The following is a 23548-nucleotide window of genomic DNA, read 5'->3' on the forward strand; positions in this document are numbered from 1 at the left end:
TGCCTTTCTTACCCTACTAGTGATACGATTTTTTGTGCACCGTCTGCCATAGACTCAGCAGCCGTAATGTTTAGACCAGATTCTTGTAAAATCTTTTTACCTAAATCTACATTTGTTCCTTCAAGACGTACTACTAGAGGAATTTCCAAGCCTACTTCTTTAGTTGCAGCTACGACACCTTCTGCAATAACATCACATTTCATAATGCCACCGAAAATGTTTACAAAAATACCTTTTACGTTTTCATCAGATAGAATAATTTTGAATGCCTCAGTTACTTTCTCAGCTGTTGCGCCGCCCCCAACATCAAGGAAGTTCGCAGGATCTCCACCGTAATGTTTAATGATATCCATTGTTGACATCGCAAGTCCTGCACCATTAACCATACAGCCGATGTTTCCATCAAGTGAAATATAGCTTAAATCATATTTGGATGCTTCAATTTCTTTTGCATCCTCTTCGTCTAAGTCACGATATTCCAATACGTCTTTTTGACGGTATAATGCGTTAGAATCGAAGTTTAATTTCGCATCAAGAGCCATTACTTTACCATCGCCAGTTACAACTAGAGGATTGATTTCAGCAATTGAACAATCTTTTTCAACGAATGCAGTGTATAAAGCTGTCATGAATTTAACGGCTTGATTCACTAACTCTTTTGGAATGTTAATATTAAATGCAATTCGACGTGCTTGGAATGGCAATAATCCAACAACAGGATCGATTTCTTCTTTGAAAATCTTCTCAGGCGTTTTTTCAGCAACCTCTTCGATTTCTGTTCCACCTTCTTCAGAAGCCATTAAAACAACACGAGAAGTTGCACGATCAAGTACAAGTCCAATATAGTATTCTTTTTTAATATCGCAGCCTTCTTCAATAAGAAGACGCTTTACTTCTTTACCCTCTGGACCTGTTTGGTGTGTTACAAGAGTTTCACCTAGAATTTCATTAGCATATGTACGAACCTCATCTAGGTTCTTCGCTACTTTAACTCCACCAGCTTTACCACGACCCCCTGCATGAATTTGTGCTTTAACAACACAAACTTGGGTTCCAAGTTCTTTTGCAGCTTCAACAGCCTCATCAACCGTGAATGCAACCTTACCATTAGGAACAGCTACCCCATATTTTCTGAGGATCTCTTTTCCTTGATACTCATGGATATTCATTTCCCATCCTCCATTCTTATGTAAAAAAAGCAAAGAATTTTTTGTCAGTCCAAATGTTATTATACATTTTCTTTTTAAAACTTTCTATGACAATTATAATTTTTCAGAAAAATCATATACGCATAGAAAAGTACATCATTTAAATGACCGGGAATGGTCCCAAATCATAATGACGCAAACTAGACAAAAATTAGACTGCGCTTTCATTTTATAACTGAAAATACTACTTGTCTACCATTTCGCATGAATTTGTTCTTTTTTCTGCTTATTATAAAAATACTATATCAAAAAACTATTCATCTTGATTTTCAATACTTTTATCCATTTTATAAATAAAAGCAAAGATTTCCGCGATTACCTGGTACAAATCCTCTGGAATACCCTCATTTAATTTTAGTTCACCTAATAGTTCTACTAATGCAGTATCCTCTTGGATTGGTATACCATGAGCCTCTGCCATTTCAATAATATTTTGAGCAATAATACCTTTGCCTTTTGCAACAACCTTTGGCTCAGAATCTAGCTTTTCATCATATGACAGAGCAACTGCCTTCAGCTCATAATCTTCAGGTGTCTTTTTCATATTTTCACATCCACTCTTTCATGAACTTCTTCAAATTTTGTTTTCTCAAATTGATTATCTTGTTCCGTAGGGTTCACAATTTTGATCGATGAAAGCAAATACCCTTGCTTTTCCAAATTTGTTTGAAGAGTGGGTTTTAGTTCCTCTACTAGCAATCCGATTCCTTCTGTGTCATTAAAGATGGAAATGGAAAGAATACGGTTCTGAACTTTAACATCAATGACCACCTCTTTTAAATAATTCAGTTCTAACGAAAAAAGGAGATGACAAAAATCAGGATCGATTTTCCCATTTTTCTTCCTACCATCCATTCGAATCATAATACTTTGATTAGCTGAGTTTTGAAAGGTCATTTGTTGCTGTAGAAATTGGTTTGATTCATTAGATGTTAATTCAACAGTGTCTGATTGAGGTAAACGGCTTTGATTGATTACATTGTCTGCTTTTTCCCCCTCTAATACTGGTAATAACTTGGAGAGATGAGTGGTAGTATCTTGTGTTTTTTGTTCGCTCGAATTTGTATTTGATAAAGAGTGAAGCCTTTGAAAAGCTTCACCCTTCATTAATATTTGAAGTAAATGGACAGGTATCATTCTTTTACCTCTATTAAATCTCGTACTGGAGCAAATGAACGACGATGTTCACTTGTAACACCATATTTTTTAAGTGCTTCTAGATGGTGTGCCGTTCCATATCCCATGTGTTTCTCAAATCCGTATTCTGGATACTCATGGCTTAAGCGTACCATGAGGCGATCTCTAGTTACCTTTGCAATGATGGAGCTTGCAGCGATGGATACGCTTTTCGCATCTCCTTTTATGATAGATGTTTGTGGGACATCAATTGGTATTTCCATTGCATCGACTAAAAGATGATCAGGCTTTACTGACAAACCAGATATAGCCTTTTTCATTGCCTGCTTTGTAGCTTGATATATATTAACATCATCAATAACATCAGCCGGTATAATCCCGATTCCAACAGAGATGGCACGCTCTGTTATTAATTGAAATAATTCTTCTCTTTTTTGTTCAGATAGCTTCTTTGAATCATTTAAGCCAGGTAAATAGGCATCTTGAGGCAAAATAACGGCAGCAGCCACAACTGGTCCTGCTAATGGACCCCGACCAACTTCATCAACACCTGCAATATAAGAAATACCTTTTTTATAAAGAGCCTGTTCATATTGGGTCATTTCTTTATATTGTTGCTCTAACACCTTTTCCTCTGTCTTTTTCTTTTTCCAGCGTTGCAACAGAACTTGAACACCTTTTCGGCTATCTTGCTCGCAATCTTTTAGAAACGCATCCTGTTCATCATATATCGTGGCTAGCTTCTTTTCGATATCTTTGATTGTTAATTGTGACATTGCTTCACCTTCTATTTCTCGAGCTCTATGTAGTTAATATCGTCATTTTCCCAAAAAAATGAAGGCCCGCATTATGCGAACCTTTACGGTCTTTCAAATGTGAGCCTGCCAAGTTTTTCAGTTCGGATTTCTCTTATGATTAATTCAGCTGTTTTATCGTAATCGGTAACTCGACCTGATATTCTAGTACCACGACGCTTTGCAATTTCGTCAAATAGCAGTACAATATCGTCCGGAATTTCTTCAAGAGCATAACGTTGCTTTAGACTTTCTGGATAATTCTCCTCTAAAAATCGAAGAGCGTATACTGCGATATCTTGTAAGTTTAAAATTGTATCTTTAATCGCACCAGTTGTTGCGAGTTTCAAACCAACTTCTTGGTCCTCAAATTTTGGCCATAAAATACCAGGTGTATCAAGTAGTTCTAGTTCTTTTCCAACCTTGATCCACTGCTGTGCCTTGGTTATACCAGGACGATCACCTGTTTGCGCGATATTTTTCTTGGCTAAGCGATTAATTAACGTAGATTTGCCTACATTTGGGATTCCAACAATTAACGCGCGAATGGCACGTGGTCGAATCCCTTTTGCAGCCATTTTGTCGAATTTCTCTTTTAAAATTTCCCTTGCTTCACTCACTATTTGTTTCATGCCGTTTCCTGCTTGTGAATTTATAGCCAGGGCGTGTACTCCATTTTCTTTAAAGTACTCAATCCATTCCTTTGTTACCTTTGGATCAGCCATGTCAGCTTTGTTTAAAAGGAGTAGTCTCGGTTTATTTTTAATGATTTCATCGATCATTGGATTTCTTGATGATGCAGGGATTCTGGCATCCACAAGTTCAAATACAATGTCGATGAGTGATAGTTTTTCTGTGACTTGTCTCCTTGCTTTTGCCATGTGGCCTGGGAACCATTGAATTGTCAAAGTCTTTCACCAACTTATATGGTTTAATTTATGAATATTTTTTGCTTTTAGGTTATTTTACAATACCAAAGTCAGATAGTGGCCAGTAGATTAGGCTTGTTTCTCCTAGTACTTCGTTTATAGGGACTGGACCTATGTGGCGTGAATCTTTACTATAGCGACGATTGTCCCCCATAACAAACAGATGCCCTTCTGGAACTTCTTCAAAAACAAATGGGTCTGTTAGTGGACCATCAATTAGGTTTTTCTTATAGTCCTCTAGATACGGTTCATCATACGGTTTACCATTGATGTAAAGAATATCGTTTTTGTATTCAATTCGATCACCCGGTAATCCAATTATGCGCTTGATGTAATCTTTTTCTACTGTTGCATGGAAGACAACAATGTCAAAGCGTTCCGGTTTACCGACCTTATAGCCAATTTTATTGACGATCATACGGTCTTGGTGATGAAGAGTTGGCATCATTGATAGCCCGTCTACTACAATCGGTGCAAAGAAAAAATAACGGATAACAGCTGCCAAGATCACAGCAATCGCTAATGCTTTAATCCATTCCCAAAGTTCATTTTTTTGTTTGGCCATCATTGCTCCTCCACCTGTTCTTTTCACATCTATTAAATCGTTAGTATGTATTATTCTCTTATTATAATAATTACTCTCTCAAATGTAAAAGGAGCTTGTTATTTTTATACAAGCTCCTTTCTTTTTTATTATCGAATTTCTTTAATACGTGCTTTTTTACCACGAAGTTCGCGTAAGTAGTATAATTTCGCACGGCGTACTTTACCACGGCGTACTACTTCAAGCTTCGCAATTTTTGGTGTATGCACTGGGAATGTACGTTCAACACCTACTCCGTAAGATACCTTACGAACAGTGAATGTTTCACTAACTCCACCACCACGACGCTTAATCACAACACCTTCGTATACCTGAATACGTTCACGAGTACCCTCGATAACTTTCACGTGTACACGTACAGTATCTCCAGGACGGAATACAGGAAGGTCAGTTCTTAATTGTTCTTTTGTGATTTCTTCAATAATGTTTTGCATCGTCTCTTCAACTCCTTCCAACAGATGCTCTTACCAATATCCATTCATTGCAGCGGAACATCTTAATAAGACAAAGGACAAATTGCCCAAGTCACAAAGAGTATCTTACCATAATCCTGCTGTTGTTGCAATAGCTACTCTTCATCTAATTTAAATTCTTCGACCCATTTTTCTTGCTTAGGTGATAGCTGGTAGTTTTCTAGTAAATCTGGTCTTCTTTTATAGGTTCGTCGAAGTGATTCTTTTTCTCGCCATTCTTCAATATGCATATGATTTCCTGACAATAACACTTCAGGTACGGTCATTCCTCTAAAATTTGCTGGTCTTGTATAGTGGGGATGCTCCAATAATCCTGTACTATGGGAGTCTAGGACAGGCGAATCCTCATTTCCAAGTACACCTGGCAAGAGTCTTACAACACTGTCCGATATCACCATTGCAGCAAGCTCGCCTCCAGTTAAGACAAAATCCCCAATTGAAATTTCTTCTGTGCTTAAATGTTCACGAATTCTCTCATCATAGCCCTCATAATGGCCACAGATAAAAATGAGGTGTTCTTCTTTGGCTAGGTCTTCCGCTTTTTGCTGGGTAAATCTTTCACCCTGAGGACAAAGAAGAATGACTTTCGGCTTAGTTTCTGTTTGTTTCGTTAAATCCTCCACCGCATCAAAAATCGGCTGTGGCATTAATACCATTCCAGCTCCGCCGCCATATGGATAATCGTCGACTTTTTGATGTTTGTTATCCGCGTATTCACGGAAATTAACAACTCGAAACGAGACCTTTTCTTTTTCTTGAGCCTTTTTTAAAATAGATTCACCTAATACACCATTAAACATGTTAGGGAACAAAGTTAAGATATCAATTTTCATGTTAAATTAATCCTTCCATTAGGTGAATGGTAATTCTTTTATCCTCCACATCAATTTCCTTAACGATCTCATCGATATACGGAATTAATATTTCTTTACCTTTTGCTCCCTTTACAACCCAAACATCGTTTGCACCTGGTGTTAAAATCTCTTTGATGGCACCTAGTTCTTCGCCTTCCTCAGTTACAACCGTACAGCCGATAATTTCATGAAAGTAGTATTCACCGTCATCTAATTCCCCCAACTGACTTTCATGAACTTTGACAAGTGCACCTTTAAAACGTTCTACTTCGTTGACGTTATCGTAGCCCTCAAAGGTAACTAAATCAAAATTTTTATGAGTTCGGTAAGATTGGACTCTAACCTCAATTGGGTCTTTATCTTCCATAAAAATATATAAGGTATTCCCTATCTTGTATCGTTCCTCAGGAAAATCAGTTCTTGAGATAATTCGAACCTCACCTTTGATTCCATGTGTATTCACAATTTTTCCGACGTTATACCATTTATCCATTTCTTTTCACCCCTAACGAATTTCTTCAACTATACCTTCTTTAATTACGATTGTTCGTGCTGCTGTTTTTTCATCCCAGTTGTCGCCTACATTTATGTCAATAATGGATCGGACTTCTTTTTCTTTTATTTCACTGCCTATTGGTAGCATATGTATTTGTTCGATTTGAAACTCGAGTTGTTTTACTTTTTCCTGTCTAAGGTCCATTTCATTTGTAAAATAAAGTTTGATTTTAGTCGGATCGAACTTTTGCAGTCTTTCCATTTTTTTAAGTTCAAATTTAAGTTGGTCGCACTCTTTAAGTAATTGGTCTTTGTTCGTTTGCAGCGAACTAATAAGCTTTGACTTACTTTTTTCAGTTAAAACTTGTTTCACTTCAACTGTCTGGATGATTTTCATACACCACACAACCCTTACCATTTAATTCATAGGCTCACTTCTAAAAGATTGTCGCTTTTAAAACATAGGGTGATTTCCGCTCCTGGTACTCGCTTTCCGCGGGCGATCCACAAGCCTCCTCAGGCCTACACGATGTAGGTCACGAAGCCGTTGCTACAGGACGTGGCGCTCTTAGGCTTCGAACATTAATTGGTCTTGCTTGGCTCGCTATTCCCGCAGGACGTTGAGTTTGCTTCCTTGAAGCTGCACTGCACGAAGAAAATGCATGCATTTTCGAGGATCTCGTACCATCCGCTGAAATCACAGGAAGACAAATAATTACCAGTCCTTTTGAACAATCATATCAAAATCAACAAAACTTAGAAAACAGCCAATTCATAAGACTTTTCCTAAAGTGTTAATCATCAATACAGAAAAAAGGGGGAGGTTACCCTCTCCCTTTTTTTCTCATAATCATTCGTTAATTTCTAGATGAATTCGTTTATCATGGCCAGTTCCTGCTGCATAAACAACAGTTCTAATCGCCTTAATGACACGGCCTTGTTTCCCAATTACTTTACCCATATCTTCTTTATTTACACTTAGTAAATAGGTGATATTACGGTTGTCGGAAGTCTCAGTGACTTCGACGTCATCAGGATGATCAACAAGCGGCTGTACAATTGTTTCAATCAACTCTTTCATCTGTGAGTTACCCATTACTTACCGTTTTTTGCGTTATGGAATTTTTCCATAATACCTTGTTTTGAGAACAAGTTACGGACAGTATCAGATGGTTTTGCACCATTTTGTAACCATTTTAATGCTAATTCTTCATCAATTTTAACCTCTGCAGGTTGAACAACTGGATTATAAGTTCCAACTGTTTCAATTTGACGTCCATCACGTGGTGAACGAGAATCAGCTACTACGATACGATAGAAAGGAGATTTTTTTGCTCCCATGCGTTTTAAACGAATTTTTACTGCCATTTTATATAGCACCTCCGAAAATATTTCAACAAGATATAATATTAACTGTTCCACAACTGTTTGTAAAGTGTTTTTTCTTTACATCTATGAAATGGTTATTATTACTACGTTTTTTTAAGCAAAGTAATGAACTTTTACTTATTTTCTTACTTACATAAAAGGAAACTTAAATCCTTTTTTCTTTCCTTTTGTCATGTTTGTCATTTGCTTCATCATCTTTTTCATGTCTTCAAATTGCTTTAATAGACGGTTGACCTCTTGAACAGTTCGACCGCTACCTTTTGCAATTCGCTTTTTACGACTTGAATTGATGATTTCAGGTTGTTCTCTTTCAACTTTTGTCATGGAACGAATGATTGCTTCAACATGGCCAATTTGTTTATCATCAACCTGAACATTCTTAAGACCCTTCATTTTGTTAGCGCCTGGTAGCATACCTAGGATCTCATCAAGAGGACCCATTTTACGCACTTGTGCTAACTGTTCGAGGAAATCATCAAATGTGAAAGACATTGACTTAAATTTCTGTTCTAGCTCTTTTGCTTTATCCTCATCAACAGAAGCTTGGGCTTTTTCGATGAGTGAAAGAACATCCCCCATCCCTAAAATACGTGAAGCCATACGTTCTGGATGGAATGCTTCTAGCGCATCTAGCTTTTCACCAAGTCCCACAAATTTAATTGGTGTATTTGTAACAGCCTTTACAGATAATGCCGCACCACCACGGGTATCTCCATCAAGCTTTGTTAAAACAACGCCAGTTAAACCTAATAAATCATTAAAGCTTTGTGCCACATTGACTGCATCCTGTCCCGTCATTGCATCCACAACAAGGAAAATCTCATCAGGCTTAGCCACTTCTTTGACTTGCTTGAGCTCGTCCATCAGTTCTTCATCGATGTGCAAGCGACCGGCTGTATCGATTAATACATAGTCATGATGATCTTCTTTTGCTTTTTCAATTGCCTGCTTTGCAATTTCAACAGGACTAACTTTGTCACCAAGAGAAAAGACCGGCATATTAAGTTGTTTTCCTAAAGTTTGCAATTGATCTATCGCAGCTGGACGATAGATGTCTGCGGCTACAAGAAGTGGTTTACGGTTATGTTTTTTTCGTAATAGATTTGCAAGCTTACCAGTAGTTGTTGTTTTACCTGCACCTTGTAAACCAACCATCATAATAACAGTTGGCGGTCTATTGGCAACCGCAATTTTACTTTGCTCGCCACCCATTAATGCAGTAAGTTCCTCCTGAACGACTTTGATAACTTGCTGTCCCGGAGTTAAACTTTTCATTACTTCTTGTCCAACAGCTCTTTCGCTTACACGCTTTACAAAATCCTTGACAACTTTGAAGTTAACGTCTGCTTCAAGTAGGGCAAGACGAACCTCACGCATCATTTCTTTTACATCGGATTCTGATACTTTTCCTTTACCGCGAATTTTCTGAAGTGTTCCTTGCAGTCGGTCGGCTAATCCTTCAAATGCCATTCTTGCCGCCTCCTATTCTAATTTCTCAAGCAACTGTATCACATTTTGAAGCTCTACGCTATCATCATATTTATGTGAAAGTCGTTTTAGCTCAGTAAACAGTTTTCTGCGCTCTTGAAATTTCTGAAATAGTAACAGTTTTTCTTCATACTCTTCAAGCATTGTCTCTGTACGCTTGATATTGTCATAGACCGCTTGACGACTAATCTCATATTCCTCTGCTATTTCACCAAGGGAAAAGTCATCTAAATAATATAAAGACATATAGTTTCGTTGCTTTGGTGTCAACAACGATTGATAGAAATCGAAGAGATAGTTCATTCTCATTGTTTTTTCAATCATAGTATCTCCCCCTTGTTAAGTGAAATACCTTTACAATTCACTAGTTTACCTACTTTACAATGCGTTGTCAAGTTAATTTACTTTACTTAAAAGAGAGCCTGGGCGATAGGCTCTCTTTTAAACGTTTTATTCTTCTGTTTTTTCGACCAAATCTGCGAATAGACCATATACGTAGTTTTGAGCATCGAATTCTTGGAGGTCGTCAACTTTTTCTCCTAATCCAACCAGTTTCACAGGAATGTTTAGTTCATTTCGAATCGCAAGGACAATACCGCCCTTAGCTGTTCCGTCTAACTTAGTTAACACAATACCTGTTACATTTGTAGCCACAGAGAATGTTTTCGCCTGTGTTAAAGCGTTTTGTCCAGTTGTCGCATCAAGAACGAGCAATACTTCATGGGGAGCACCTGGTAATTCACGTTCGATCACACGTTTTACCTTTTCAAGCTCTTTCATTAGATTGACCTTGTTTTGAAGACGTCCTGCCGTATCACAAATTAATACATCGACATTACGAGATTTTGCCGCTTGTACTGCATCATACATGACCGCTGCGGGATCTGAGCCCTCTGATTGTTTGATCACATCTACACCCACTCGATCGCCCCAAACTTCAAGCTGCTGAATCGCACCGGCACGGAATGTATCACCTGCTGCTAATAGGACTGATTTCCCTTCATTTTTCAAGCGATTTGCAATTTTTCCAATAGATGTTGTTTTACCAACACCATTTACACCGACTACTAAAATGACTGTGAGTCCTTCATCCTGAATATTAAGCTTCGGTGATTTTTCTTCACCGCCTTGATAAATTTCGACGAGTTTTTCTGAAATAACACCTTGAACCTCTTTTGTATCCTGAATGTATCTTTTCTTTACTTCCATTTTCAATTCATCGATTAGTTCCATAACAGTTGAAACACCGACGTCTGCAGCAATTAAAATTTCTTCAAGTTCTTCGAAAAAGTCCTCATCAACCTTACGATAACGGGCAACTAAATCATTCACTCGTTCGGAAAAGGAATTACGAGTTTTAGATAAGCCATCCCTAAATTTTTCAGTAACCGCATCAGTTTGATTTGTAATCTTTTCTTTTAATTTCTTAAAAAAATTCATGTAAAATCCCCTTTCAATCTAGTTTTGGGTAACCAATTCTTTCGATTCTTCAAGACGAACTGAAACAAGTTTGGATACGCCTGATTCCTGCATGGTCACACCATATAATACATCTGCTTCTTCCATCGTACCCTTTCGGTGGGTGATCACAATAAATTGAGTTTCATTGCTAAATTTCTTTAAATATTGCGCAAATCGGAAGACATTTGCTTCATCAAGCGCTGCTTCAACCTCATCCAGTACACAGAATGGGACAGGACGAACTTTAAGGATTGAAAATAATAACGCAATTGCCGTCAATGCCCTTTCTCCACCCGATAAAAGACCTAGGTTTTGTAATTTTTTCCCTGGTGGTTGAGCGACAATTTCAACCCCTGTATTTAAAAGATCATCGGGGTCTGTTAGTCGAAGATCGGCTCGTCCACCACCAAAAAGTGCTTGAAAGACAGTTTCAAAATGCGATCGGATACTTGTAAAAGTAGATTCAAATCTCTTTTTCATTTCGTCATCCATTTCGTCTATAACCTGGAACAATGTATCCTTTGCTTCCTGCAAATCATTTTGTTGTTCAGTTAAAAACGTATAACGCTCAGAAACTCTGTCATACTCGTCAATTGCGCCAAGGTTTACCGTACCAAGTTCTTCAATTGCAAGCTTTATTAGCTTTACCTTCTTTCTAGCTTCAGAAACTTCAATTTGAAGTGGAAATTGTTCTTTTGCAGCTTCGTAGGTTAATAAATATTCCTCGCGTAGATGGGTTAAACAATTTTCCAATTCAACATCCAAGCGGTTCACCTTCACTTCTTCATCCTGTAAAATATCTACAAGTTGCTTATGTTGACGTCTTGATTCCTTCAATTCACGTTCAAGATCTTCAAGTGTTGTTTGTAGTTTCAGGCGATGATCCCTTTTATTGCTAATCGTTTGAATGGTATTATTTTTATCACTTGATTTTTGCTTTGCAGCTTCTTCGAGTTCTATTTCTCCAGAATTACTTGAGGTCATTTCATTATCAAGAAGCGATAAATCCTCTTTCAAATCAGTTAGTTTAGCAAGTCCTTCATTCATTTCTTCTTCTAAGCGATTCATTTTCTCTTGTTGATGTTCAAGCGCTTGTTTTTTTCTTGCTAAAATAACCTTTTGATCTGTAATTTCTGTTTGCACCGTTTCTCGTGATGTCTGTTGGTCAGACTTTTGTGAATTAAGCTGATTGATGGTCTCATTTAATGAGTGAAGTTCTTCCTCTAGGTTAGCTAATTCAGATTTCAGCTCTTCTAGTCGACCAGTCATTCTTTCCTTATCTACTTGATACTGTTGCTTTTCATCATCATACAATTCCAAATGCTCGTTCACATTTTGCTCTTTTAAAGCCACTTCTCTGTATTCACCTTTAATCGTTTGCTCTTTTAAGCGCAATGTTTCACCAGCTTGACGAAGCTTTTCAAGCTGATCTTCTTGTTCTGTGATTTGCTTTTTCTTATCCTTGACTGTTTTTTCAAGATCAGCCGTTTTCGCTTCCATATCAGCAAGCTTTTCTGTGATGCTCTCAAGCTCCCTACCACGGCTCAGTAAAGAATTTGATTTCTGTTTAACAGCTCCCCCTGTCATCGAACCACCCGGATTGACAACATCACCTTCAAGGGTAACCACTCGATACCTGTGCCCTACAAGGGATGCAAGTTCATTCGCACCTTTTAAATCTGTCGTAATCAAAATGGTTCCTAACAGATTTGCGATAATGGAGTGATATCTTTCTTCAAAGGTAACTAATTCGGAAGCTACACCAATAAACGCAGAATGTCCCTTGATAGCAACAAGCTGTGTTGCCGAAATCGAACGTTCCTTAATCACATTCATTGGTAAAAATGTTGCGCGACCAAAAGAGTTTTTCTTTAAATACTGGATCGCTGTTCTTGCATTTTTTTCGTTATCCACGACAATATGCTGTGTTGCTGCACCTAATGCAATTTCAATCGCGGTTTCATATTCCTTTGGAACATGAATAAGTTCAGCAATTGCGCCTTCAATTCCTTCAAGGTGTTCGTTTCTTGCTTTTAAAACTTCCTTAACACCCTGAAAGAATCCAGAATAATCATCCTGCATTTCTTCTAACATTTCTTTTCTTGACTTCGTTTGTTGTAAGTATTGATAAGCTTGGTAAAGCATACTCTCTTGCTTCTGATAGTTTTTCTTATTATTTTCTAGCTTAGTTTGTAAGTCTCTAAATGAAACAATTTGATGGTTAATTTCTTGCTCAATAACAGAAAGCTTTGTTTGAAGTCGTACTTTTTCATCAAGGATTTCCTTGCGTTCTGTCAAATATTTTTGATTTGAATCATTTAAACGATTTTCTTTCGCTTCTTGCTGTGCAAGCTGTTCCTTAATATAACCCATTTCGTTACGGTAGGAGGCTTGCTTATTTAACAACTCAAAATAATCACTTTTTAAATTTTCGATTTTTTCTTCGATGTTTTGATCATACGATGCAAGCAAAATTTGTTTATCTTTTAGTTGTTGTTCAAGCTCTCTTACTTCTTCACTAAGCTTTGATAATTCATGTTGCTCTGTTTGTTTTTTCTCGTTCAGGCTCTCTAGCCTTTGTGATAACTCATGAATTGAGTTTTCAAGCTGACCTTTATTTTGTGTCGCATTTTTTTTGCGTTCTTTTAAGACTTCTTTTCGACCTTCTAATTTTTCTAGTTCCTCACTAGTACGTAGAAGAAGCTGTTGAAGCTCATGAATCGATGAATCTGTCGCCTCAATTCCAGATCTTAGCTCCTCGATTTTCGCTTCCTTGCTTTGGAGTTTTGTGTTTAATGCTAGTTCCTGCTCTTTATGCTCTTCAACAAGCTTAGATAGCTTCTCCCATTTGTCGTGAAGATCTTCAATTTCAAATACAGTTAAACCGACTTCAATTTTTTCCAGTTCTTCTTTCTTCTCCAAATAGTCTTTTGCAATCGAAGACTGGATTTGTAATGGTTCAATTTGCGATTCAAGCTCATGAATAATGTCGTTAACTCGATTTAAATTTTCCTGTGTTTCTGCAAGCTTATATTCTGCTTTCTTTTTACGGGTTTTATATTTCAAAACGCCCGCAGCCTCTTCAAATATACTTCTTCGTTCTTCAGCTTTACTGCTTAAAATTTCTTCTACTTTCCCCTGACTGATGATCGAAAAAGCTTCACGACCAAGTCCGGAATCCATAAATAAATCAACAATATCTTTTAGTCGACATGCTTGTTTATTTATAAAAAATTCACTTTCACCAGACCGATAGACGCGGCGTGTCACACTCACTTCATGATAATCGATAGGTAAAAAGTGGTCTTCGTTATCCAATGTTAATGTTACCTCAGCCACATTCAATGCTTTCCGGCTGTCACTTCCCGCGAAAATGATATCTTCCATTTTCGAGCCGCGCAATGATTTTGCAGACTGTTCTCCAAGAACCCAACGGATTCCGTCTGTAATATTACTTTTTCCACTACCATTTGGTCCAACGACAGCCGTTACACCAGGTACAAAATCTACCGCAATTCTTTCAGCAAACGATTTAAATCCTACTATATCTAAACGTTTGAGGAACATAAACTTCCCCCTCAATTCGAAATTCAAGTCCTACATATTTTAACACAAACTAATGTTTTATTGGATTACTTTTTAAAGCAACCTTTAATAGCAATTGCTCTATTCTAAAAGATTATAGCTATTCAGCCGCAGGTGGACGCTTTCCTCGGGCGTGGCTTGAGCCTCATCAGTCCAACACAATGTAGGTCACGGAGCAGTTGCCACAGGACGTGGCGCTTTTAGGCTTCGTTCTACTGGTCGCTCCTGTGGGGTCTCAAGTCTCACGCTTTTCACGCTGGAGTCGCCACCTTCCGCTTAACTCAATATCATTTATGTCAAAGACAACAAAGATTACGAAAACAGCCGATGGCAAAAATATAACCCCACGAAATCGTGGGGTGCACTACCTTATTGTTGTTTGCTTTTCAGCTTTTTCAAAGCAATTTCTGCTGCATGCTGTTCAGCTTCTTTTTTCGATCTACCTGTACCTATCCCAAGTTCCTCACCATTTAGGGATACCCTAGAAATGAATTCACGACTATGGGCTGGTCCTTTTTCTTGGAGCACCTTATATTCGATAATTCCAGTACCATCTCGTTGCACAAGCTCTTGAAGCTGACTCTTATAATCCATCACATGAGAAAAAGCACCCGCATTAATTTTAGGAATCACTGTTTGATCTAAAAACTGGTTTACTACCTCTAAGCCTTTATCAAGGTATAATGCCCCGATAAATGCTTCAAACACATCAGCAAGCAGGGCAGGTCGCTCTCTTCCACCAGTCATTTCCTCACCTTTTCCAAGTAAAACAAGTTCCCCAAATTTTAGCTCATTTGCAAATGTAACTAGAGACGGTTCACAAACAATGGCTGCCCGCATCTTCGTTAATTCACCTTCGCTCATGATTGGAAATTTTTTAAATAAAAACTGTGAAATGGTTAGCTCTAAAACAGCATCTCCTAAAAATTCAAGCCGTTCATTGTCTTCATGCGGCTTTTTTCGATGCTCATTCACATAAGATGAATGTGTAAATGCTTGAATAAGTAGACTTTCATTGTGAAAATGAATCCCTAGTCGCTCCTGAAAAGCGTTAAATTTCGGAGTGAACTTATTGCCTTTGTCTTTATTTATCCGCTTCACCTTACGTAACCTCCAATGAGAAAAGCGCAAACGCCTTAGGAGTGGAACGTCTACTAAATACCACCACGTCCTGTGGCAAACGTAGACGTCAGCACATCCTGTGCAAGCCCGACAAGCTAATGTTCTGTGGCAAAAAAAGTCGCTCTTTGACTTTTCTTGACACAGGTTATTAGACCTCGAGGGGCTAGGCGCTTGTGCTAGACACTTTAAGAAAGCCCCGTTATATAACGGGACTTTTGCATTTTAAGAATTATAGCTGGCTTTTTATGTAATTAACAGCGTCACCAACTGTAGAAATTTTTTCAGCCTCATCGTCTGAAATTTCCATGTCAAACTCGTCTTCAAGTTCCATAACTAGTTCAACAACATCTAGTGAATCCGCTCCAAGATCATCTTTAAAAGAAGCCTCTAAAGTAACTGCTGATTCTTCAACACCTAAGCGGTCAACCACGATTTTTGTAATTCTCTCAAAAACATCTGCCATTTCCATTCACCTCCCCTCAAGGTATTATATTTGGTTTTACTAGAAAAGCGCAAGCGCGTTTAGTAAAAAGGATATCGATTTCGCTCTTTTTCTTTTTTACATAACCATTCCGCCGTCAATATGAAGGGTCTGACCTGTCATATAGTTGCTTTGGTCTGATGCTAGGAATAAAACAGCTCCAGAAATATCGGTTGTGTCACCGAATCTTGCAAGAGGAATTAATTTAAGCATTTCGTTTCTTACATCTTCAGGAAGTTTATCCGTCATATCTGTCGTAATGAACCCTGGTGCAACAGCGTTAACGTTAATATTACGACTCGCTAATTCTTTAGCAGCTGTCTTTGTTAAGCCAATCACACCTGCTTTTGCTGCAACATAATTAGCTTGTCCAGGATTACCACTAACCCCTACGATAGAGGCGATATTGATAATTTTACCAGAACGCTGCTTCATCATTTGTCTTGTAACAGCTTTTGTGCAGAGAAACACGCCTTTAAGGTTAATGTTAATAACATCGTCCCATTCTTCTTCTTTCATTCTCATTAATAAATTGTCTCGTGTAATTCCTGCATTATTAACTAGAATATCAAGACTACCAAATGTTGCAATAACCTCTTTTACCATAGAAGTAACAGAATCTGCATCAGATACATTTGCTTGTATCGCAAATGCTTCTTGTCCTAATGCTTTAATTTCATCGACTACTTCATTCGCTTTTTGCTCACTTCCGGAATAGTTTACCGCAACCTTCGCACCTGCTTTTGCAAGTTCAATTGCAATCGTGCGGCCGATTCCACGTGAAGCGCCCGTTACCAATGCTACTTTTCCACTTAACATCTTAATTTCCCTCCTTTAACGCACGAATGGTTGATTCAAGTGTTTCTAAATCGCTAATTGCATATGTTGCAACTCTGCGATTTACTTTTTTTATTAATCCAGAGAGAACCTTACCAGGTCCAATTTCGATAAAAGTGTCTACACCTTGTTCAAGCATGTATTGAACTGAATTTTCCCATAGTACAGGAGAATACAATTGCTTTACTAGATTTTCTTTAATTTGGTCAGCGGATGTCATTTCCATAGCATTCACATTTGCTACGACAGGAACAGATGCATCATTAATTTCAATTTGATCTAGTACTGAACGTAGCTTTTCGGCTGCTGGTTCCATTAATGAAGAATGGAAAGGTCCACTAACCTCGAGTGGAATAGCACGTTTCGCACCTTTTTCTTTCGCTAATTCACAAGCCTGCCTCACACCTTCGGCAGCCCCTGAAATCACAATTTGCCCAGGACAGTTGATATTCGCAAGCTGGACTGGATGACCTGCTGCAGAAATTTCATCTGTTACCGCTTGTAGGTCCTCGCTACCCATTCCAAGAATTGCTGCCATTGTTCCTTGTCCTGCAGGAACGGCTTCCTCCATGAACTCACCGCGTTTACGAACTGTACGTACAGCATCTTCAAAGCTTAATGCACCAGAAGCGACCAAAGCCGTGTACTCACCGAGACTATGACCGGCAACATAATGAGGTGTTATACCTGCTTCATTGAATTTTTCTAGAATTGCAATACTTGTTGTTAATAGAGACGGCTGTGCGTTCACTGTTAATGTGAGTGTGTCCTGTGGTCCGTTAAAAATCAGAGAAGAAAGCTCCTCATCTAAGGCTTTGTCAGCTCTTGTAAAAATCGCATGAACAACTTCTGAAGAATCAGCTAATTCCTTCCCCATTCCTACAACTTGAGATCCTTGTCCTGGAAAAACGAATGCAATCTTACTCATTCTACATTCCCCCTATTCATCTACTTTTGGATTGATATCCTCTAGTGTTTTACGTATTGTTCCTGAAACATCTTTTTCAACCATCTCGTATGTTTGTCTTACTGCACTAAATATACCATTGGCATCTGAAGAACCATGTGCTTTGATTACAGGTGCATTTAAGCCGAATAGTCCTGCTCCACCATATTCTGAGTAATCGAGCGTCTTTTTCAATACCTTTAATTCTGGCATTAAAAGTCCTGCCGCTATTTTACTCTTTAGATTGCTTGTAAAAGCTGTTTTTAGCATTTTAAACATAGAAAGAGCAGTACCCTCGATTGTTTTTAATGCTACATTTCCTGTAAATCCATCTGTAACAACAACATCTGCTACTCCGTCTAGTAAATCTCTGGCCTCTACATTTCCAACGAAATTGAGATTTGTAGCTTTGATTAATTCAAAAGCATGTTTGGTAAGATCATTTCCTTTTTTATCTTCCGTACCGACATTTAATAAACCCACTCTTGGATTCACCACTCCTCGAACCTTTTCCGAGTAGATTGATCCCATGATGGCATATTGAAGCAAGTGCTCAGGCTTGGCATCAACATTTGCGCCTACATCTAACATAAGAAAACCTTTTTTATCTAAAGTTGGGAGTGTAGGCGCTAATGCTGGACGGTCAATTCCTTCAATTCTACCAACGATAAAAAGTCCTGCCGTCATGAGAGCGCCCGTATTCCCAGCTGAAATACACGCATCAGCCCGGCCCTCACTTACTTCTTTCGCCATTAAGACCATGGATGCATTCTTTTTCCGTCTAACGGCTCGAACAGGTTCATCCGTACCTTCAATTACATCGGTTGTATGTATAATTGTAATCCTATCTTCTTCAGTTATGTATTGACGAATTTTTGCTTCATCACCAATTAGTGTTACTTCAAGGTCTTTAAAATGCTTTAATGCAGTCATTGTACCCTTAACAATTTCTTCTGGGGCATGATCTCCACCCATTGCATCTATCGCAAGTTTCATCTTGTATCATTCCTTTGTTTGCTATTAGGTAGTTGTCTACACGTATTGTTCTCTATTATAAATCAGTTTTTACTTGTTTATTAGAACGATACATTGTAAATTCACCAGAAAATACGAGTTCGTTTCCAACATAACTATTTACATCTACGATTGTTCTATCTTTTTCCTGAGCACCCTTCACTTTTGCTTTCGCGACGACACGTTCCCCTACTTTTACCTGTCTCGTAAACCGAATGTTAGCTTTGGCAGTAAGCGCAAGTTCATCATTAATTACAGCTACCGCCAGTGAATTTGCTTGGGCAAAGAGATGGTGCCCACGAGCAATTTGGTTTCGTTTAAACACATGCTCATTTGTTACATCAAAGATTGAAATTGCACTTTGGTCTAGTTCAATATCTATAATTTCACCAATTACTTCTTCAATTGGCAAAGCTTTCACTTCATCATCTAGTTTTTTCTCAGCAACATTTTTGATTCGTTCACGAAGTTCAGGAATCGATAATTCCAATCGGTCCAAACGAATCGTTTGAACACTCACCTTAAATTTTTCAGCTAACTCTTCATCCGTAATAAAAGGATTTATTTCAATCGTTTCTTGAAGCAATTGCTGCCGTTCTTTTTTATTTCTTCTCATTAAAAATACACCGTCCGCACTCTTATGACTAGGTACTAATAGTAAGTATATAATTAAAAAAAGCAGATTGCAAGAAAAAATATCCTTACAATCCACCCCTAAAAACAAATGGTTTAATCCAATTTTTCTCCATCTAAAATACCGGATTGCAACAAATCGTCCCGTAGGTGTTTGTATGAGGAATCCTCCCAAAACGCCTTCGAATTAATTAATTTCGCCGCATCATTTCGCGCCACCTCTAATGTGCGATAATCATGAACCATATCTGCTACCTTAAATTCAGGAACACCACTTTGTTTCCGACCGAAGAAGTCCCCAGGTCCACGAAGCTCCAAATCTTTTTCTGAAAGAACAAAACCATCGTTAGTTTCTGTCATGATCCGCATTCTTTCTTTCCCAACCTCAGATTTTGGATCCGCAAGAAGAATACAATAGGACTGTTCCTTACCTCTTCCGACACGTCCCCGCAATTGGTGTAGCTGTGAAAGACCGAAACGTTCAGCATCATAAATCACCATCAATGTCGCATTTGGGACGTTCACACCTACCTCAACTACTGTTGTGGATACGAGAATTTGAACTTCATTTTCACTAAATTGTCTCATTACATCTTCTTTTTCATCTGCTGCCAATCGACCATGCATTAAGCCAACTTTTGCCTTGTTTTGAAAATGAAAGGAGAGCATCGTATGAACATCTATCGCATTTTGAACGTCCAACTTATCAGATTCCTCGATCAGCGGACAAATGACATAGGCTTGTCTGCCTTTAGCCAACTCTTTTTCAATAAATACCAAAATCCGCTCAAGCATCTCATGCTTCACCCAATACGTTTCAATCTTCTTCCGTCCTGCTGGCATTTCGTCGATTACCGAAACATCCATCTCACCAAAAACAGTAATGGCAAGTGTTCTTGGGATTGGGGTTGCAGTCATAAAAAGGACATCGGGATTTTCGCCTTTTTCCCTTAAAATCCTCCGTTGCTCAACACCAAAGCGGTGCTGTTCATCTGTTATGACGAGCCCAAGCTTATGGAAATTGACTTCATCCTGGATAAGCGCATGTGTACCTACTAATATATGAATATCACCTGATTCTAGCTGTTCAAGGATTTCTCTTCTTCGTTTACCTTTAACAGAACTTGTTAACAGTTGAATATTTAACCCGTAATCTGAGAAAAGCTCAACAAGTGACTGGGCATGCTGTTCAGCTAAAATTTCCGTTGGGACCATTAATGCTCCCTGATAACCCGAAAGAATAGCAGCATATAAGGAGATGGCTGCTACAACCGTTTTTCCTGAACCAACATCACCTTGAAGTAATCGATTCATTCGATACGGGGAGCGCAGGTCATTCATAATCTCAGTAACAACTCGATTTTGGGCATTTGTTAATGGGAATGGCAACCTATTCATAAAATCTTCTAGTTTATCGGTTTGAAACTCCATGGCTGAACCGGCCGTTTGTTCTCGCTCAAACTTCCTTAATGCTTGCATTTTCAGTTGAAAAAGCAGAAATTCTTCGTACACAAAACGACGTCTCGCTTGTTTTAAATCCTGATGACTAGTTGGATGATGCATAATTTTAATTGCATCCTTCTTTGGTAAAAGCCGATATGCCGTTAATAATTGTTCAGGAAGATTATCCTCAATTTGGTCGCCAAACTGCTCGAGGGCAATCGCAATAAAACGCTTCATTCCTTTTATCGTGATTTTTCCTTTAATTGAATACACAGGCTCTATGCGGTTATCTTTTATCATCGGACCAAAAACAATCTCACTGACAGTTATGGTTTGCCGATGCTGATCCCATTTTCCTGTAATCGTTACAGTATCGTTTAACGAGATTTTGTTTTTATAATACGGGCGATTGAAACAGGTCGCTGTTATTAAATAGCGACCTACTAAGACCCTAAAGGTTAAGCGAGATCGTTTACGATTATAATAGGTTAACAGCGGTTCACTATGAACCTTACCCTCAATCGTAATTTTCTCCTCATGCTTGACCTCGGCAAGGTCTCGCAAACTATAATCTTCAAATCGATATGGAAAGTATAAAAGTAGGTCAAAAATAGTGAAAATGTGCATCTCATTAAGCTGTAAACCTGTCTCTTCACCGATTCCTTTAATTTCAGTAACAGGCTGCTGTAAATGACTATTCACTTTTGTTTAGCGAAATCCCAAAGATCTTTGCCTCAAGTGCACGACCTGTTGGGGTTGCCGCTAGCCCTCCCCGCGCTGTTTCTTTTAACGCCGTCGGCATTGTTTGACCTATTCTATACATTGCATCGATTACTTCATCACATGGGATACGACTTGTAACACCTGCTAATGCCATATCTGCAGCCACCATCGCATTTGCTGCTCCCATTGCATTACGCTTCACACACGGCACTTCGACAAGCCCAGCAACTGGGTCACAGACAAGTCCAAGCATGTTTTTTAACGTAATTGCCATTGCTTCAGCAGATTGTTGTGGAGTTCCACCTGCCATTTCAACGATTGCTGCTGCAGCCATTCCAGCAGCAGAACCAACTTCCGCTTGGCATCCACCTGCAGCACCTGAAATCGAAGCGTTGTTTGCAACAACAAATCCAAAAGCTCCAGCAGTAAATAAAAACTGAACCATTTGCTCTTTTGTCGGATTCAATTTATCCTTTACAGCAAATAAAGTCCCTGGCACTACACCAGCAGAACCAGCAGTAGGTGTTGCACAAATCGTTCCCATTGCAGCATTGACTTCATTTGTTGCAACAGCCTTACTGACAGCATCTAAAACTGTTTTACCAGTTAAAAAGTTTCCTTTTTTTATATAATCTTGTAAGAGAACCGCATCTCCACCTGTTAAACCAGAATGGGATGAAACACCGGCTAACCCTCTTTCAACAGCTTTTTCCATTACTTCTAAATTACGTTCCATTTGAGCAATGATTTCTTCACGGGTTTTTCCTGTTACTTCAACCTCTTGTTCAATCATCACATCTGCTATTTTCATATTTTTAGTAGTAGCAAGTTCTACTAACTCAGCAACATTACGAAACATATAAAAACCTCCTGTCAGAAAAGTGCAAGGTGCGCAGTTTTAGGCGACAAGCATAAGACAAGCGCTGACAGAAGGTCATTTTACCTTCCGAAGCGATTGGCTTAGACCCGTGAGCCATTGGCGCTTGGAGCTAGACATGAATAACGTGTAAACGTTTAATAAATGATGCTTATTCGACAATTTTAGTTACCTTTAAGATATTGGGTAAAGTAGAAAGTTCATCTAAAACATGCTCGTCGATGTTTTGATCCACTTCAATTGTCATAAGAGCTTGCATTCCTTTTTCTTTCCGTGCCACTTCCATATGTCCAATATTGATGGCATATTTCGCAAGCACATTCGCAACACCAGCAATTGCACCATAACGGTCATTGTGAACAACAAGTATAGCTGGATGATTTCCAGATAAACGAAGCTGAAACCCGTTCAACTCAGTAATTTCAATTTTTCCTCCACCTATAGAAATACCAACAAGCTCCAATTCCCCTTCATCATCACCGATAGAAACTCGTGCGGTATTAGGGTGTTCTGGTATAGCTTCCTCTTCAACAAACTTTATCTGAATACCTGCCTCTTTTGCAATTTCCAATGAGGTTTTAATTCTTTCGTCGAATGTGTCAAAATCAAGCAAACCACCAATGATTGCAACATCTGTCCCGTGACCTTTATAGGTTTCGGCAAATGATCCATAGAAGGAAATGTTCGCCCATTTTGGTTCACGACCAAACAAGCTTCTAGCAACCCTCCCGATACGAGCTGCCCCTGCTGTATGTGAGCTTGAAGGACCAATCATAACCGGACCAATAATATCAAAAACACTTCTAAACTTCATCTACTCTCCCCCTTACTTACTTAATCAAATATGCCTCGGCGTATTTGCGCCCAGATTTTTAGGCCCACAGGAAGTGGGTCATAAAGACGTTGCCACAGGAAGTGGCGTACTTAGTCTTTGAGCTTACTGCTCGAAAAACTTCCTTTAAAAAATCTGTGGCATCCGCCGGAGGCTTAACAATATACAGTCAGATTTTTATCTGACAGTATATTGTTATATGGAGTAAGGCAAAACTATGTTC

25 protein-coding genes are annotated in these 23548 nt (G+C 38.6%); all 25 read right to left on the reverse strand.

Annotation, left to right across the window (positions count from 1 at the left end; genetic code table 11):
• Window positions 1-8 precede the first annotated feature (8 nt).
• The 25 genes from sucC to sdaAB all read right to left on the reverse strand — a co-directional run bounded on the left by sucC (window position 9) and on the right by sdaAB (window position 23307).
• Entirely contained in the window at window positions 9-1169 is a 1161-nt protein-coding gene (gene sucC, locus DZB84_RS02150) for an ADP-forming succinate--CoA ligase subunit beta (RefSeq protein ID WP_116350598.1), read from the reverse strand.
• Window positions 1170-1461: 292 nt separating this feature from the next.
• Window positions 1462-1752: an EscU/YscU/HrcU family type III secretion system export apparatus switch protein gene (locus DZB84_RS02155; protein WP_116350599.1), complete on the reverse strand. Its 291-nt coding sequence runs from the start codon at window positions 1750-1752 to the stop codon at window positions 1462-1464.
• Window positions 1749-2345, reverse strand: coding sequence for a hypothetical protein (locus DZB84_RS02160; protein WP_116350600.1), 597 nt, complete (start codon window positions 2343-2345; stop codon window positions 1749-1751). The genes DZB84_RS02155 and DZB84_RS02160 overlap by 4 nt, the downstream gene beginning before the upstream one ends.
• Entirely contained in the window at window positions 2342-3121 is a 780-nt protein-coding gene (locus DZB84_RS02165; protein WP_116350601.1) for a ribonuclease HII, read from the reverse strand. The genes DZB84_RS02160 and DZB84_RS02165 overlap by 4 nt, the downstream gene beginning before the upstream one ends.
• Before the next feature lie 83 nt (window positions 3122-3204).
• Complete coding sequence (gene ylqF, locus DZB84_RS02170; protein WP_116350602.1) at window positions 3205-4047, reverse strand: ribosome biogenesis GTPase YlqF; 843 nt, start codon at window positions 4045-4047, stop codon at window positions 3205-3207.
• 52 nt (window positions 4048-4099) lie between these two features.
• Window positions 4100-4633, reverse strand: coding sequence for a signal peptidase I (lepB, locus tag DZB84_RS02175; protein WP_116350603.1), 534 nt, complete (start codon window positions 4631-4633; stop codon window positions 4100-4102).
• 128 nt (window positions 4634-4761) lie between these two features.
• On the reverse strand, window positions 4762-5106 hold the full coding sequence (rplS, locus tag DZB84_RS02180) for a 50S ribosomal protein L19 (protein WP_057996892.1): 345 nt from the start codon (window positions 5104-5106) through the stop codon (window positions 4762-4764).
• Between the two features lie 134 nt (window positions 5107-5240).
• Window positions 5241-5978 (reverse strand): tRNA (guanosine(37)-N1)-methyltransferase TrmD, encoded by a 738-nt coding sequence (trmD, locus tag DZB84_RS02185; RefSeq protein WP_116350604.1) that lies wholly within the window; start codon window positions 5976-5978, stop codon window positions 5241-5243.
• A 1-nt stretch (window position 5979) separates the two neighbouring features.
• Window positions 5980-6492, reverse strand: coding sequence for a ribosome maturation factor RimM (gene rimM / locus DZB84_RS02190; RefSeq protein ID WP_116350605.1), 513 nt, complete (start codon window positions 6490-6492; stop codon window positions 5980-5982).
• Window positions 6493-6504: 12 nt separating this feature from the next.
• Window positions 6505-6891: a YlqD family protein gene (locus tag DZB84_RS02195; protein ID WP_116350606.1), complete on the reverse strand. Its 387-nt coding sequence runs from the start codon at window positions 6889-6891 to the stop codon at window positions 6505-6507.
• A 453-nt stretch (window positions 6892-7344) separates the two neighbouring features.
• Entirely contained in the window at window positions 7345-7575 is a 231-nt protein-coding gene (locus DZB84_RS02200) for a KH domain-containing protein (protein WP_116350607.1), read from the reverse strand.
• Window positions 7576-7589: 14 nt separating this feature from the next.
• Complete coding sequence (gene rpsP, locus DZB84_RS02205; protein WP_077617792.1) at window positions 7590-7862, reverse strand: 30S ribosomal protein S16; 273 nt, start codon at window positions 7860-7862, stop codon at window positions 7590-7592.
• A 150-nt stretch (window positions 7863-8012) separates the two neighbouring features.
• Window positions 8013-9353, reverse strand: a complete 1341-nt coding sequence (gene ffh, locus DZB84_RS02210; RefSeq protein ID WP_116350608.1) for a signal recognition particle protein — start codon at window positions 9351-9353, stop codon at window positions 8013-8015.
• A 12-nt stretch (window positions 9354-9365) separates the two neighbouring features.
• Window positions 9366-9695 carry a putative DNA-binding protein gene (locus DZB84_RS02215; RefSeq protein WP_116350609.1) on the reverse strand — a complete coding sequence of 110 codons (330 nt, stop codon included), beginning with the start codon at window positions 9693-9695 and terminating at the stop codon, window positions 9366-9368.
• A 126-nt stretch (window positions 9696-9821) separates the two neighbouring features.
• Window positions 9822-10811 carry a signal recognition particle-docking protein FtsY gene (gene ftsY, locus DZB84_RS02220; protein ID WP_116350610.1) on the reverse strand — a complete coding sequence of 330 codons (990 nt, stop codon included), beginning with the start codon at window positions 10809-10811 and terminating at the stop codon, window positions 9822-9824.
• Between the two features lie 18 nt (window positions 10812-10829).
• Window positions 10830-14399 carry a chromosome segregation protein SMC gene (smc, locus tag DZB84_RS02225; RefSeq protein ID WP_116350611.1) on the reverse strand — a complete coding sequence of 1190 codons (3570 nt, stop codon included), beginning with the start codon at window positions 14397-14399 and terminating at the stop codon, window positions 10830-10832.
• Window positions 14400-14786: 387 nt separating this feature from the next.
• Entirely contained in the window at window positions 14787-15518 is a 732-nt protein-coding gene (gene rnc / locus DZB84_RS02230) for a ribonuclease III (protein WP_116350612.1), read from the reverse strand.
• A gap of 250 nt (window positions 15519-15768) precedes the next feature.
• Window positions 15769-16002, reverse strand: a complete 234-nt coding sequence (locus DZB84_RS02235; RefSeq protein WP_010282514.1) for an acyl carrier protein — start codon at window positions 16000-16002, stop codon at window positions 15769-15771.
• Between the two features lie 96 nt (window positions 16003-16098).
• Window positions 16099-16839 (reverse strand): 3-oxoacyl-[acyl-carrier-protein] reductase, encoded by a 741-nt coding sequence (fabG, locus tag DZB84_RS02240; protein ID WP_116350613.1) that lies wholly within the window; start codon window positions 16837-16839, stop codon window positions 16099-16101.
• Between the two features lies 1 nt (window position 16840).
• Entirely contained in the window at window positions 16841-17785 is a 945-nt protein-coding gene (fabD, locus tag DZB84_RS02245; RefSeq protein ID WP_116350614.1) for an ACP S-malonyltransferase, read from the reverse strand.
• Window positions 17786-17797: 12 nt separating this feature from the next.
• Window positions 17798-18799 (reverse strand): phosphate acyltransferase PlsX, encoded by a 1002-nt coding sequence (gene plsX / locus DZB84_RS02250; protein ID WP_116350615.1) that lies wholly within the window; start codon window positions 18797-18799, stop codon window positions 17798-17800.
• 55 nt (window positions 18800-18854) lie between these two features.
• Window positions 18855-19433 carry a transcription factor FapR gene (gene fapR / locus DZB84_RS02255; protein ID WP_116350616.1) on the reverse strand — a complete coding sequence of 193 codons (579 nt, stop codon included), beginning with the start codon at window positions 19431-19433 and terminating at the stop codon, window positions 18855-18857.
• Window positions 19434-19546: 113 nt separating this feature from the next.
• Window positions 19547-21595, reverse strand: coding sequence for an ATP-dependent DNA helicase RecG (gene recG / locus DZB84_RS02260; protein WP_116350617.1), 2049 nt, complete (start codon window positions 21593-21595; stop codon window positions 19547-19549).
• Window positions 21588-22475, reverse strand: a complete 888-nt coding sequence (gene sdaAA, locus DZB84_RS02265; RefSeq protein WP_116350618.1) for an L-serine ammonia-lyase, iron-sulfur-dependent, subunit alpha — start codon at window positions 22473-22475, stop codon at window positions 21588-21590. Before sdaAA ends, recG begins: the two co-directional genes overlap by 8 nt.
• A 169-nt stretch (window positions 22476-22644) precedes the next feature.
• Entirely contained in the window at window positions 22645-23307 is a 663-nt protein-coding gene (gene sdaAB, locus DZB84_RS02270; RefSeq protein WP_116350619.1) for an L-serine ammonia-lyase, iron-sulfur-dependent subunit beta, read from the reverse strand.
• Between the last annotated feature and the right edge of the window lie 241 nt (window positions 23308-23548).

This window comes from Bacillus sp. HNG, from assembly GCF_003400205.1.
Taxonomy (GTDB): Bacteria; Bacillota; Bacilli; order Bacillales; family Bacillaceae_L; genus Ferdinandcohnia.